General features: G+C 68.3%; 11 protein-coding genes. 5 read left to right on the top strand and 6 right to left on the bottom strand.

Annotated features, from left to right (window positions below):
* Positions 1-8: 8 nt before the first annotated feature.
* Positions 9-1,358 carry an amino-acid N-acetyltransferase gene (argA, locus tag FFS10_RS08770; protein ID WP_137893635.1) on the bottom strand — a complete coding sequence of 450 codons (1,350 nt, stop codon included), beginning with the start codon at positions 1,356-1,358 and terminating at the stop codon, positions 9-11.
* 144 nt (positions 1,359-1,502) lie between these two features.
* On the opposite strand from argA, the gene hrpA reads away from it, so the two are divergent.
* Positions 1,503-5,339, top strand: a complete 3,837-nt coding sequence (hrpA, locus tag FFS10_RS08775; protein WP_249931220.1) for an ATP-dependent RNA helicase HrpA — start codon at positions 1,503-1,505, stop codon at positions 5,337-5,339.
* An 18-nt stretch (positions 5,340-5,357) separates the two neighbouring features.
* Here the strand turns inward: hrpA and FFS10_RS08780 are convergent, their stop codons facing one another.
* The 5 genes from FFS10_RS08780 to lptF form a co-directional block, all read right to left on the bottom strand.
* Positions 5,358-6,536 carry a pyridoxal phosphate-dependent aminotransferase gene (locus FFS10_RS08780; protein WP_137893639.1) on the bottom strand — a complete coding sequence of 393 codons (1,179 nt, stop codon included), beginning with the start codon at positions 6,534-6,536 and terminating at the stop codon, positions 5,358-5,360.
* 33 nt (positions 6,537-6,569) lie between these two features.
* On the bottom strand, positions 6,570-7,511 hold the full coding sequence (locus tag FFS10_RS08785; RefSeq protein WP_137893641.1) for a CysB family HTH-type transcriptional regulator: 942 nt from the start codon (positions 7,509-7,511) through the stop codon (positions 6,570-6,572).
* A 67-nt stretch (positions 7,512-7,578) separates the two neighbouring features.
* On the bottom strand, positions 7,579-7,959 hold the full coding sequence (locus FFS10_RS08790; RefSeq protein WP_137893643.1) for a sirohydrochlorin chelatase: 381 nt from the start codon (positions 7,957-7,959) through the stop codon (positions 7,579-7,581).
* 3 nt (positions 7,960-7,962) lie between these two features.
* Positions 7,963-9,069: an LPS export ABC transporter permease LptG gene (lptG, locus tag FFS10_RS08795; RefSeq protein WP_137893644.1), complete on the bottom strand. Its 1,107-nt coding sequence runs from the start codon at positions 9,067-9,069 to the stop codon at positions 7,963-7,965.
* Entirely contained in the window at positions 9,066-10,175 is a 1,110-nt protein-coding gene (lptF, locus tag FFS10_RS08800) for an LPS export ABC transporter permease LptF (RefSeq protein ID WP_137893647.1), read from the bottom strand. The genes lptG and lptF overlap by 4 nt, the downstream gene beginning before the upstream one ends.
* Before the next feature lie 23 nt (positions 10,176-10,198).
* On the opposite strand from lptF, the gene FFS10_RS08805 reads away from it, so the two are divergent.
* The 4 genes from FFS10_RS08805 (at position 10,199) to FFS10_RS08820 (ending at position 13,741) form a co-directional block, all read left to right on the top strand.
* A complete protein-coding gene (locus FFS10_RS08805) occupies positions 10,199-11,668 on the top strand; it encodes a leucyl aminopeptidase (protein WP_137893649.1) in 1,470 nt (489 codons plus the stop codon).
* Positions 11,669-11,687: 19 nt separating this feature from the next.
* Complete coding sequence (locus tag FFS10_RS08810) at positions 11,688-12,116, top strand: DNA polymerase III subunit chi (RefSeq protein WP_137893651.1); 429 nt, start codon at positions 11,688-11,690, stop codon at positions 12,114-12,116.
* 11 nt (positions 12,117-12,127) lie between these two features.
* Positions 12,128-12,430: a hypothetical protein gene (locus FFS10_RS08815; protein ID WP_137893653.1), complete on the top strand. Its 303-nt coding sequence runs from the start codon at positions 12,128-12,130 to the stop codon at positions 12,428-12,430.
* Positions 12,431-12,607: 177 nt separating this feature from the next.
* On the top strand, positions 12,608-13,741 hold the full coding sequence (locus FFS10_RS08820; RefSeq protein ID WP_137893655.1) for a branched-chain amino acid ABC transporter substrate-binding protein: 1,134 nt from the start codon (positions 12,608-12,610) through the stop codon (positions 13,739-13,741).
* Positions 13,742-13,762 lie beyond the last annotated feature (21 nt).

The following is a 13,762-nucleotide window of genomic DNA, read 5'->3' on the forward strand; positions in this document are numbered from 1 at the left end:
GTTGCGCCTCAGGCCAGCTTCTTGACCAGGACCTGGCTGCGCCGGTCCCAGTTGTACTTGCGCTTGCGCGCCTCGGGCAGCCAGTCGGGGTCGGCGGGCACGAAGCCGCGCTTGATGAACCAGTGCATGGTGCGCGTGGTCAGCACGAAGATGCTCGCGAGGCCCATGGCACGCGCGCGCTGCTCGATGCGCTTGAGGATCTTCTCGCCGTCGCCCTGGCCCTGGCTCTGGGGCGAGACCGTGAGCGCGGCCATCTCGCCGGTCCTGGCCTCGGGGTAGGGGTAGAGCGCGGCGCAGGCGAAGATCACGCCGTCGTGCTCGATGATGCTGTAGTGGTCGGCGTCGCGCTCGATCTCGGTGCGGCTGCGCTTGACCAGGGTGCCGTCCTTCTCGAACGGCTCGATCAGCTGCAGGATGCCGCCCACGTCGTCGGCCGTGGCCTCGCGCAGCTCCTCGAGCTTCTCGTCGACCACCATGGTGCCTATGCCGTCGTGCACGTAGATCTCGAGCAGCAGCGAGCCGTCGACCGCGAACGGGATGATGTGGCTGCGCGCCACGCCGGCCTTGCAGGCCTTGACGCAATGCTGCAGGTAAAAGCCCGTGTCGGTGGGGCGCAGGCTGGCCGGCTTGCTGGCCAGCAGCTGCTCGGCGGCAGCCAGCGGCAGCTCGGTGTCGATGGGGTTGTCCTCGCTCTCGGGCTGGTCCGACTTGATGCGTATGCCCGGAACCTCGGTGACGAACATCAGCTTGTCGGCCTGCAGCGCGATGGCCACCGAGGTGGCGACTTCCTCCATGCCGAGGTTGAAGGCCTCGCCGGTGGGCGAGAAGCCGAACGGCGAGAGCAGCACCATGCTGCCCGCGTCCAGCGTGCGCTGGATGCCGGCCACGTCGACCTTGCGCACCACGCCCGAATGCTGGAAGTCGACGCCGTCGACGATGCCGACCGGGCGCGCGGTGATGAAGTTGCCCGAGATCACGCGCACCGTGGAGCCGGCCATGGGCGTGTTGGGCAGGCCCATGCTGAAGGCCGCCTCGATCTCGTAGCGCAGCTGGCCGGCGGCCTCCTGGGCGCAGTCCAGCGCCACCTCGTCGGTGATGCGCATGCCGTGCGAGTACTTGGGCGTGTGGCCCTTGGCCCTGAGCTGCTCGTTGACCTGGGGGCGAAAGCCGTGCACCAGCACGATCTTCACGCCCATGCTCTGGATCAGGGCCAGGTCCTGGGCGATGTGCTGCAGCTTGCCGGCCGCAATCGCCTCGCCCACCACCCCGACCACGAAGGTCTTGCCGCGGTGCATGTGGATATAGGGCGCCACCGAGCGGAACCAGGGCACGAAGGTGAAGTTGAAGACGGTGGACATGGCGAGAGGCAGGGGAGCGCGGGGCGCTGGCAGGGATAATCGCCGATTCTCCACGAAGTTCCCGCCCCCGTGTCCGCCGACCTGTCGCCTCTTTCCATCGAGTTCCCCGAATCGCTGCCGGTCTCGGGCAAGCGCGAGGAGATCATGGCCGCCCTCGAGCGCCACCAGGTCATCATCGTCTGCGGCGAAACCGGCTCGGGCAAGACCACCCAGCTGCCCAAGATCGCGCTGGCCATGGGGCGGGGGCGGCTGAACCAGCCCCCCGGCACCCGCGGCAAGCTGATAGGCCACACCCAGCCACGCCGCATTGCGGCCAGCTCGGTCGCCAAGCGCATCGCCGAGGAGCTCAAGACCCCGCTGGGCGAGGTGGTGGGCTACAAGGTGCGCTTCCAGGACCGGCTCAGCCGCGAGGCCTCGGTCAAGCTGATGACCGACGGCATCCTGCTGGCCGAGACGCAGACCGACCCGCTGCTCAAGGCCTACGACACCCTGATCATCGACGAGGCGCACGAGCGTAGCCTCAACATCGACTTCCTGCTCGGCTACCTGCGTCAGATCCTGCCGCGCCGGCCCGACCTGAAGATCGTCGTGACCTCGGCCACCATCGATGCGCAGCGCTTTGCCGACCACTTTGCGTCCGCCAAGGGGCCAGCGCCCGTGATCATGGTGTCTGGCCGCATGTACCCCGTGGAGCAGCGCTGGCGGCCTTTCGAGGAGTCGCGCGAGCATGACCTCAACGACGCCATTGCCGATGCGGTCGACGAGCTCTGGCAAGGCAACGCGGCAGGGGATATCTTGGTCTTTCTGCCCGGCGAACGCGAGATCCGCGAAGCGGCCGACCACCTGCGCAAGCACCTGTCGCACCACGCGCTCACGCGCAACGCCGAGGTGCTGCCGCTGTTCGCCCGCCTGTCGCAGGCCGAGCAGGACCGCGTGTTCGACAGCCACAGCGGGCGTCGCATCGTGCTGGCGACCAACGTGGCCGAGACCTCGCTCACCGTGCCGGGCATACGCTACGTGATCGACGTCGGTACGGCACGCGTCAAGCGCTACAGTTTCAGGAGCAAGGTCGAGCAGCTGCTGGTCGAGCCGATCAGCCAGGCCGCGGCCAACCAGCGCGCCGGCCGCTGCGGGCGCGTGGCCAACGGCATCTGCATACGCCTGTATGCCGAGAAGGATTTCGCCGGCCGGCCGCGCTTCACCGACCCCGAGATCCTGCGCAGCTCGCTGGCCGGCGTGATCCTGCGCATGAAGTCGCTGCACCTGGGCGTGGTGGAGGATTTCCCCTTCATCGAGGCGCCGTCGCGCCGCGCCATCGCCGATGGCTACCAGCTGCTGGCCGAGCTCGGCGCGGTCGACGAAGCCAACGAGCTCACGCGGCTTGGAGGCGAGCTGTCGCGCCTGCCGCTGGACCCGCGCGTGGGCCGGATGATCGTGGAGGCGCGCGAGCGCCAGGCGCTGGAGGAGGTGCTGGTGATCGCCTCGGCCCTGTCGGTGCAGGACGTGCGCGACCGACCGCTCGACGCGCAGGCCCAGGCCGACCAGCAGCACGCCAAGTTCGACGACGAAAAAAGCGAGTTCACCGGCTACCTCAAGCTCTGGAAATGGCTGGATGACAGCCGCGGCGGCCATGGCAATGAACATAAGCTCAGTAACCGCCAGTACGAGAGTCTGCTGCGCCAGAACTTCGTGAACATCCGCCGCGTGCGCGAATGGCGCGACATCCACACCCAGCTCCTCACCGTGGTGACCGAGCACAAATGGCGCCTTAACGCCGCGCCCGCCACCTACGAGCAGATCCACCTGTCCATGCTGTCGGGCCTGCTCGGCAACATAGGCTGCAAGCAGGAGGACGAGGAGGCCTACCTGGGTGCGCGAGGCATCAAGTTCCACCGCCATCCAGGGGCGCACCTGAGCAAGAAGCCGGGGCGCTGGATCGTCGCCGCGGAGCTGGTCGAGACCACGCGCCTGTTCGGCCGCGGCATCGCTGCCATCGAGCCGACTTGGCTGGAGCAGGTGGGCGGGCATCTGCTGAAGAAGCAGCTGCTCGATCCGCACTGGGAGAAGAAGGCCGCCGAGGTCGTGGCGCTGGAGCGCGCCACGCTCTACGGCATCGTGGTCTACAACGGCCGGCGGGTGAACTTCGGCCGCGTCGACCCGCAGGGCGCGCGCGAGATCTTCATCCGCGAGGCGCTGGTGGCCGGGCAATGGGAGACCACGCTGCCCTTCCTCGCGGCCAACCGCAAGCTGATCGCCAAGGTCGAGGAGCTGGAGCACAAGTCGCGCCGCCAGGACGTGCTGGTCGACGATGAGCTGATCTACGCCTTCTACGACCAGCAGCTGCCGGCCGAGGTCTGCAGCGGGCGCGAGTTCGAGGCCTGGTTCCGCGACGAGGCCGGGCGCAACCCCAGGCTGCTGCAGCTCACGCGCGAAGAGCTGATGCGCCACGAGGCGGCCGGCATCACCACCAGCGCCTTCCCCAAGACCTTGCGCCTGGGTGGCGTGGACTGCGGGGCCAGCTACCTGCACCAGCCGGGCGACGCCCGCGACGGCCTCACGGTGACGGTGCCGCTGTTCGTGCTCAACCAGGTCAGCGAGGAGCGCTGCGAGTGGCTGGTGCCCGGCATGCTCAAGGACAAGCTCCAGGCCCTGCTGAAAAGCCTGCCGCAGAGACCCCGCTCGCGCTTCGTGCCGCTGCCCGAATCGGCCGCGCGCCTGGCCGAGCAGCTCGGCGCGCCCGAGCTCTTCGGTCACGGCAGCCTCACCGACGCCCTGCTCAAGCAGGTGCGGCAGATCACTAGCCTGGATGTCAAGCGCGCCGACTTCAAGCTCGACATGCTCTCGCCCCATTTGTTCATGAACTTCCGCGTGACCGACGAGCATGGCCGCCAGCTCGGCATGGGGCGCAACCTCGGCGCGCTCAAGGCCGAATGGGGCGCCAAGGCGCGCGGGGCCTTCCAGGCGCTGGCGGCGCTCAAGGTGTCTTCACCCTCTCCCTCTGGGAGAGGGCAGGGTGAGGGCGTGGCTGCGGTGCCCGCCAGCCCTCTCCCCGGCCCTCTCCCAAAGGGAGAGGGTGCCAAGCCCGCTGCGCCTCCTGCCTCGGTCGAGCAGCGCCACCAGGCCTGGACCTTCGGCGAGCTGCCCGAGCTGATGGAGATCCGCAAGGGCGGCCAGACGCTGATCGGCTTCCCGGCCCTGGTGGACCAGGGCGACGCGGTGGCCATCGAGGTGTTCGACGAGCCCGAGGTGGCCGCGGCGAAACACCGCGTCGGCTTGCGCCGCCTGTGCGCGCTGCAGGTGCGCGATGCGCTCAAGTACCTGGAAAAGAACCTGCCGGACCTGCAGAAGATGGCCGTGGCCTACATGCAGGTCGGGCGAGCGCCCGACGGAACGGGCGGTGGCACGCTGGAGGAGCTGCGCGGCCAGATCCTCGATCTGGCGCTGGAGCGCGCCTTCCTGCTCAATCCGCTGCCGGCCAACGAGTCCGACTTTAAGTGCCGCGTCGACGAGGGGCGCGGGCGCCTGACGCTGATCGCCAACGAGGTCGCGCGCCTGGCAGGCACCATCCTGGCCGAGTACGCGGCGGCCGCGCGCAAGCTAAAGGACACCAAGAACGCCCCCGAGGCCACGGCCGACTGCCAGCAGCAGCTGCAGCGCCTGATGCCCAAGCAGTTTCTCGCCGCCACGCCCTGGCCTCAGCTGCAGCATTTCCCGCGCTACCTCAAGGCGATCACGCTGCGCCTGGACAAGTACCGGGCGGACCCGGCGCGCGACGCCGCGCGGCTGGCCGAATTGCGACCCCAGGAGCAGCGCTACTGGCGCCTGGTGGCCGAGCGCAAGGGCGCGGTCGACGCGCGCATGCAGGAGTTGCGCTGGCTGCTCGAGGAGCTGCGCGTGAGCTTCTTCGCCCAGGAATTGCGCACGCCCCAGCCGGTCAGCGTGAAGCGCCTGGACAAGCTCTGGTCTCAGCTCAACAGCTGAGCCCGGCTTCGCCAGCGCTCACAGCCGCGCCAGGCGGTCGAGCGCCTGGCGCAGCGTCTCGTCCTTCTTGGCGAAGCAAAAGCGCACCACGCGCTGGTCGAAGCCGTTGCCGTAGAAGGCCGACAGCGGGATCGCGGCGACGCCGACCTCGCGGGTCAGCCACAGGCAGAAATCGGCCTCGTTCAGGTCGCGCTCGGGCACCGAGAGGCCCGAGATGTCCACGCACTGGAAGTAGGTGCCCTCGCTCGGCAGCAGGCGGAACTTGGTGCGCGAAAGGCCCTCGCGGAACAGATCGCGCTTGGCGGCGTAGAAGGCCGGCAGTTCGAGGTAGGGGCGCGGGTCGGCCATGTAGCGCGCCAGGCCATGCTGCACCGGCGTGTTGACGGTGAACACGTTGAACTGGTGCATCTTGCGGAATTCCGTGGTCAGCGCGGCCGGTGCGGCGACATAGCCGACCTTCCAGCCGGTCACGTGGTAGGTCTTGCCGAAGCTCGAGACGATGAAGGCGCGCGCCGCCAGGCCCGGGAAGCGCGCCGCGCTCTGGTGCTCGTTCGGCGCGTAGACCATGTGCTCGTAGACCTCGTCGCTGATCAGCAGCACCTCGGTCGGCTCCAGCAATTCCTGCAGGCGCAGCATGTCCTCGCGCGACCAGATGGTGGCGCTGGGGTTGTGCGGGCTGTTGACCAGGATGGCGCGCGTCTTGGGCGTCAGGGCGGCGGCGATCTTGTCGAAGTCGGGGCGGAAGCTGCCCGGGGTCAGGGGCACGCGCACCACGGTGCCGCCGGCCAGCTCGATGTTGGGCACGTAGCTGTCGTAGCAGGGCTCGAGCACGATGACCTCGTCGCCGGGCCGCACCACGGCCAGGATGGCGGTGAGTATGGCCTGGGTGGCGCCGGCCGTGATCGTGATCTCGTCGGCCGCGCTGTAGGCCCGGCCGTGCAGGGCCTGGATCTTGGCCGCGACGGCCTCGCGCAGGGCCGGCACGCCGGCCATCGGCGGGTACTGGTTCAGGCCCTGGGTCATGGCGTCGGTGACGGCCTGCACCAGGCGGGGATCGCAGTCGAAGTCCGGGAAGCCCTGGCCCAGGTTGACCGCGCCCTTTTCGGCGGCCAGGGCCGACATGACGGTGAAGATGGTGGTGCCAACGTTGGGCAGCTTGCTGGTGATCTCGGGGGTGCGCTCGGTCACGGTGTTCATGGCAGGTTGGCGTCGGCGGGTCGGTGCCGGGATTCAGAGTTCGTAGTCGTTCACATGGCCACTCATGGCCTTGGCGATCAGGTTGCGGTCCAGCCGGTCGCTCAGCAGCTCGGCGAACCGGTAGACGAAGTTGCGCAGGTAGGCGCCGCGTTTGAAGGCCACGCGCGCCACATTGTGGCCGAACAGCTGGCCCACGGGCCGCACCACGAGGTCGCCGACCGGGTCGTCGCGCACCGCCATCTCGGCCACGATGCCCAGGCCCAGGCCCAGGCGCACATAGGTCTTGATCACGTCCGAGTCTATGGCCTCGAGTGCGATGCGCGGCTCGAGCTTGCGCTGGGCGAAAGCCGTGTCTATGCGCGTGCGCCCGGTGAACGAGGGGTGGTAGGTGATGATGGGCTCGTGCGCGATGTCCTCGAGCGTGAGGCGCTCCTTCTGCGCCAGCGGGTGGGCCGCGGGCAGCACCAGCACATGCTGCCATTCGTAGCAGGGCAGGGTGACGAGCTCGGGGTAGGCGGACAGCGATTCGGTGGCGATGCCGATCTCGGCCACCTCGTCGAGCACCATGCGGGCCACCTGGTCCGGCGCGCCCTGGTGCAGGCTGATGTTGACCTTGGGGTAGGCCTCGCGCAGCCTGGCCACCGGCACGGGCAGCACGTAGCGCGCCTGGGTGTGGGTGGTGGCGATGGACAGCGTGCCGCTGTCCTGGGCGCTGAACTGCTCGCCGATGCGCTTCAGGTTGCCGACCTCGCGCATGATCAGCTCTATGCTCTTGAGCACATGCTGGCCAGGCTCGGTGATGCGCTTGAGCCGCTTGCCGTGGCGCGCGAAGATCTCCACACCCAGCTCTTCCTCGAGTTCGATGATGGCCTTGGAGACGCCGGGCTGCGAGGTGTGCAGGGCCTTGGCTGCTTCAGTCAGGTTCAGGTTGCGCCGTGCCGCCTCCTGGACAAAACGGAATTGGTGCAGATTCATAACAGATCGTTAATAAAAACGACTTCCATTATGCGTTAAAACATCTATGAAATCGGACGGAGGACGCTCAGGAAAGCGCGATCCTGGCCATCATGTCCGTCAGTCGCGCATCCTCGCCGATGGCTCCTTGCAGCCTGAAGCGCACCCCCGGATGGCGCGCGCGCAAGGCCTCCATCAGCAGCGGCAGGTCTTCGCGCGCATGGCGGCCGACGCCCAGGAACATGGGCACCACCGTGATCTGCTCGAGCGGCTGCGCCAGCAGTTCGCCGACCGCAGTTTCGAGGTCCGGCGCGCTGAGCTCCAGGTAGGCGCAGCGCACCGGCACCTGGGGCGCGAGCTCGAGCATGCGCCGGGCCACCGCCTCGATCGGCAGGCGCCACAGCGGATCGCGCGAACCATGCGCGAACAGCACGATGCCATGTCCGGTGGCGGGCTGGGCGTCTGCCATCGCCTATCTCCTGAGCACCAGCCAGCCGAAGGCGGCCAGCGAAATCATCGAGTAGATGAGGCCCGGCGCGGCCGCCGTGAGCCAGGGCTCCCAGTTGCGCAGGTTGCCGATGAAGCCGAACACGTTGTTGAGCAGGAAGAAGCTGATGCCCGCCATGACGCCGCCGAACACATAGCCCGCGATGTTGCCCGAGCGGAAATGCAGGTAGGCGAAGGGCAGGGCCAGCACCACCATCACCAGGCAGCTCAGCGGGTAGAAGACCTTGCGCCAGAACTCGATCTCGTAGCGCTGCGCGCTCTGGCCGTTGGCCTCGAGGTGGCGCATGTACTGGAACAGGTCCACGGTCTTCATGCGGTCGGGGCTGAGCAGGGCGGCCGAGACCATTTCGGCGCTGAGCTGGGTGGGCCAGCGCAGGCTGGGCAGCTGGGTGCGCGTGACGCGGCCGGTGTCGGTGCCGCGCGTGTGGAACTCGCGGCGCTCGGCGCCTTCCAGCAGCCAGGACTCGTCGTTGCCGAAGCCGGCCTTGGGGGCCTGGGTGATGGAGACCAGGAAGCCCTGGTTGTCGAACTCGAAGATGCGCACCTCGCCCATGCTGCCGTCGGCGGACAGCGAGCGCACGTTGACCGAGTAGTTGTTGTAGGCCTGCTTCTCCTTGAGCCAGGCGCCGGTCTGCCCGACGGTGATGCGCCCCTGGAAGCGCGCCTTGAGCAGCTGCGCCGTGCGATCGGTCAGCGGCGCCAGGTAGTCGCCCATGGCGAAGGTCAGCACCACGAACACCAAGCCCAGCGTGAGCAGGGTCTTCAGCGCGCGCCAGGGCCCCAGGCCGCTGGTGCGCAGGATGGTGTATTCGGAGCTCTGGGCCAGGCGCGCCATCACGTAGATGCTGCCGATCAGCACCGAGATCGGCAGCAGTTCGTAGAGGTGGCTGGGCACCAGCAGCAGCACGTAGAGCAGGGCATGGCTGAGCTGGTAGACCTGCTGCGCCGGGCGGCCGACGGCCTGCAGTTCGTCGACGAAGTCGAAGAAGAAGAACAGGGCCAGAAAGCCCAGGGTGACGAAGGCCACGGCCTGGATGATCTCGCCGTAAACGAGGCGGCGCAGGGTTCTCATGCGGTGCGCTCCGCGCCGGCGCGCCGGCGCCATAGCAGGCCCGGCGTGAGGTTGTTGTGCCGCATCGCCAGCCACAGCAGGGCGAGCGCGAGCACGGCGCCGTGGAACGCCGGCACCAGCACGGCCAGCGACACGCGTGCGGCGCCGATCCAGCTCTGCGCGACGTTGAGCAGGTTGTAATAGGTCATGAAGGCGAACAGCGCGAACAGCAGGTTGCCGCTGCGTCCGGCGCGCGGGTTGACGCTGGAGACCGCCAGGGCGATCACGACGAAGTTGAAGGCCGCCAGCAGGATGCCCAGCCGCCAGGCGAACTCGCCCAGCTGGGGGGCCGAGCGCTCGCGCAGCAGCGTCAGGGTCGACTGGGCCCGCACCGGCACCGCGTCGCGCGGGGCCAGCACGTCCTTGTCGACCAGGGTGCCGTACTCCTCGAACTCGCTGATCTTGAGCTCGGCCTGGCCGCTGGGGTCGTTCTCCAGCCGCTGGCCGTTGTTCAGCATCAGGAAGCGCTCGCCCTTGACGCTCTCGATGCGTCCGCTGCGGGCCGAGACGATGGACTCCTTGCCGCGCTCCATGGACGAGATGAACACATTGCTGCCCGACTTGTCGTCCGGCGTGTCCTTGTCGATGAAGAACACGCGCTTGCCGCCGGAGGATTCCTGGAACTGCCCCGGCGCGATGCGCTCGATGTCGCCGCGCTGCTGGTAGCGCTGGCGCAGCTCCAGGGTCTGCTGCTGGGTCCAGGGCCAGACCACCAGGGACAGCACCGCGATCGCCAGCAGCACCGGCCAGGCAAAACGCAGCAGCGGCACCAGAAAGGCCGTCAGGCCACGCCCGCCCGAGAACCAGATCACCATCTCGCTGTCGGCATACATGCGCGAGAGCGTGGCCACGATGGCGATGAACAGGCTCAGCGTGAGCAGGGTCGGCAGGTGGCCCAGCATGGTGAAGCCCATGACCAGCATCACCTCGGAGGGGTTGACGCTGCCGCGCGAAGCCTGGCCCAGCGTGCGGATCAGCATGATGGTCATGACGATGGTGGCCAGCACCACCAGCGTCGCGCCGAAGCTGCGCGCCAGTTCCTTGCGGAGAGAGGAATGGAATAACATCGGTCGGAAGGAAAAGATGAATTATGAACTTTGAACTCGCCACCCTGAGCCTGGGCGACGCGCCCGCCGAGAAATCCGACGCCCTGCTGGTGCTGCTGGGCGAGGGCTTCAAGCCGGGCAAGGACGCGCTCTCGCGCCTGGCGGGCGAGGCCATCAAGGCGCAGGACTGGGAGCCCAAGGGCGGCAAGCTGCTGCAGGCCTACCGCGTGGCCGGCATCGCGGCGCCGCGCCTGCTGCTGCTCGGCGTCGGCGATGGTTCGGCGCGCCAGGTCAGGAGCGCCGTGGCGGCGGCCATGTCGGCGCTCAAGGGGACTCCTGTCAAGCGCCTGAGCCTTTGCCTGGCCGCGCCTTGCGACGATGCGGCCTTGCGCGCCGCGCTGCTGGCGGTGGCCGAAGGCAGCTACGTCTACACCGCGACCAAGTCCAAGCCCGAAGGCCGCAAGCTGCAGCGCGTGCGCCTGGGCGTGCCCGACGAGGCTGCGCTGAGCGCCGCGTTCGAGCGCGCCGTGGCCACGGTGGCCGGCATCGAATGCGCCAAGGAATGGGCCAACCGCCCGGCCAACCACGCCACGCCCACCCAGCTGGCCGCGGCCGCCAAGGCCCTGGCCAAGTCGCCCCGGCTGCAATGCGAGGTGCTGGGCCCCAAGGAGGTGGCGCAGCTCGGCATGGGCGCCTTCCTGGCCGTGGCGCGCGGCGCCGAGGAGCCGCTGCGCTTCATCGTGCTGCGCTACAACGGCGCGGCACGCGCCAGCGCGCCGGTGGTGCTGGTGGGCAAGGGCATCACCTTCGACACCGGCGGCATCTCGATCAAGCCGGCCGCCGAGATGGACGAGATGAAGTTCGACATGAGCGGCGCGGCCAGCGTGCTCGGCGTGTTCCGCGCCCTGGCCGATCTGCAGCCCGCGCTCAACGTCGTGGGCCTGATCCCGGCCTGCGAGAACATGCCCGACGGCCGTGCCGTCAAGCCCGGCGACGTGGTCACCAGCCTGAGCGGGCAGACCATAGAGATCCTCAACACCGACGCCGAGGGGCGCCTGGTGCTGTGCGATGCGCTGAGCTATGCCGAGCGCTTCAAGCCGCGCGCCGTGGTCGACATCGCCACGCTGACGGGCGCCTGCGTGATCGCGCTGGGCGGCGTGCGCAGCGGCCTGTTCGCCTCGGACGAGGCGCTGGCGCAGGCGCTGGCGGCGGCCGGCGACGCGGCCCAGGACCTGTGCTGGCGCATGCCGCTGGACGAGGACTACGCCGAGGGCCTGAAGACCAGCTTTGCCGACGTCGCCAACGTGGCCGGCCGCGCTGCCGGCGCGGTCACCGCCGCCAAGTTCCTGCAGCGCTTTGCCGGCAAGTTCCCCTGGGCGCACCTGGACATCGCAGGCACGGCCTGGAAGAGCGGCGCGGCCAAGGGGGCGACGGGCCGGCCGGTGGGGCTGCTGCTTGAATACCTGCTGGCGCAACAGGAGAGCCCGGCGCCCGCGGCCAAGCGGCGTCGCTGAGCCGCCCGCGGGCTGCGCCATGACCGAGATCGCCTTTCACTTCAACGCACCCGACAAGGTGGCCTATGCCTGCCGGCTGTTGCGCAAGGCCGTGGCGGCCGGGGCCAGGCTGGTCGTGACGGGCGAAGCCGAGCTGCTGCGCCGCCTGGATCAGGCCTTGTGGACTTTCGCGCCGCTGGAGTTCGTGCCGCACAGCCTTGCCTCTGGCGACGCGCGCGCGGTGGCCGCCTCGCCGGTGCTGCTGTCCGAGCGGCTGGAGGATCTGCCGCACAGCCAGGTGCTGGTCAACCTGGGCGAGCAGGTGCCGCAGGGTTTCGAGCGCTTCGAGCGCCTGATCGAGGTCGTGAGCCTGGACGAGGCCGACCGGCAGCAGGCGCGCGGGCGCTGGAAGCACTATGTGGACCGCGGCTACGCCATCGTGCGCCATGACCTGAACCTCAAGGCCTGAGTCAGAACAGCATGACCGATCCCCAGCGCGATGCGCCGCGGCAGCCCCCGCGCTTCGTCCCCACGCTGACCGAGGTGGTGGCCGCGCCCGCTGCGCCATCTGCCGAGCCGGCGGCCGAGCAGCCCGCGGTCGAGCTCGAGCGCGTGGTGCAAGGCGTGCTGACCCGGCTGCGCCCCAATCTGGATCGTCTGGTGAACGAGGCAGTCTCCCAGGTGGTGCAGGAGCAGATGCAGGACCTGCACTGGCATGTGCTGCAGGCCGTCGAGGCGGCGGTGCAGCGGGCCGTGCAGCAGGCGCTGTTGCCCGATCGCTAGGGCTTTAGAGGCCTGTTTGCCAGCTCCGCGTCATGAGGCGATTTGCGCTGGCGCAACATGTCGCTTGCGCGTCACGATCTAGGCGTGTTCCCTATGGTTCAGGCCCGGAAATTGCGATACCTTAGCCGCCGTTGATCACAAGTCGACACGACAACTTTTCCAACCTGGAGGATTTTTATGCAGATGAAGTTGAAACTGACCGTTGCCGCTGCGCTCGCAGCCATGGCCGGCCTGGCGTCCGCGCAGGATGTGCAGACGGTCAAGATCGGCCATGTGGGACCCGTCTCGGGCGCCCAGGCCCACTACGGGAAGGACAACGAAAATGGCGTGCGCATGGCCATCGAGGACCTGAACGCGCAGAACATCGTCATCGGCGGCAAGAAGATCCGCTTTGAAATCCAGGCTGAAGACGACGCGGCCGATCCCAAGCAGGGCACGGCCGCCGCACAGAAGCTCTGCGACGCCAAGGTCGCGGGCGTGGTCGGCCACCTGAACTCCGGCACCACCATTCCGGCCTCCAAGGTCTACAACGACTGCGGCATTCCGCATGTCACCGGCGCCGCCACCAACCCCAACCTGACCAAGCCGGGCTACAAGACCACCTACCGCATCATCGCCAACGACAACGCCCTGGGTGCCGGCCTGGCCTTCTACGCGGCCGACGCGCTCAAGCTCAAGAAGGTCGCCATCATCGACGACCGCACGGCCTACGGCCAGGGCGTGGCCGAGGTGTTCAAGAAGACGGCCCAGGCCAAGGGCCTGCAGGTGGTCGACGAGCAGTTCACGACCGACAAGGCCACCGACTTCATGGCCATCCTCACGGCCATCAAGTCCAAGGCGCCCGACGCCATCTTCTTCGGCGGCATGGACCCGCAGGCCGGCCCCATGCTGCGCCAGATGGAACAGCTGGGCCTGTCCAACGTGAAGTACTTCGGCGGCGACGGCATCTGCACCTCCGAGATCGCCAAGCTCGCGGCCGGCGCCAAGACGCTGACCAACGTGGTCTGCGCGGAAGGCGGCGCCTCGCTGCAGAAGATGCCGGGCGGCGCGGCCTGGAAGGCGCGCTACGACGCCAAGTACCCGAACCAGTTCCAGGTCTACAGCCCCTACACCTACGACGCCACCTTCGTGCTGGTCGACGCGATGAAGCGCGCCAACTCGGTCGACCCCAAGGTCTACACGGCCAAGCTGATCGAGTCCAATGTCAAGGGCATCACGGCCAACATCGCCTTCGAGCCCAACGGCGAGCTGAAGAACCCCGCGATCACCCTCTACGTCTACAAGGACGGCAAGAAGACCCCGCTGAACTGAGCCACAAGCCCGGAAAGCAGA

It is taken from the genome of Ramlibacter sp. 2FC, assembly GCF_005503345.1.
GTDB lineage: Bacteria > Pseudomonadota > Gammaproteobacteria > Burkholderiales > Burkholderiaceae_C > SCMQ01.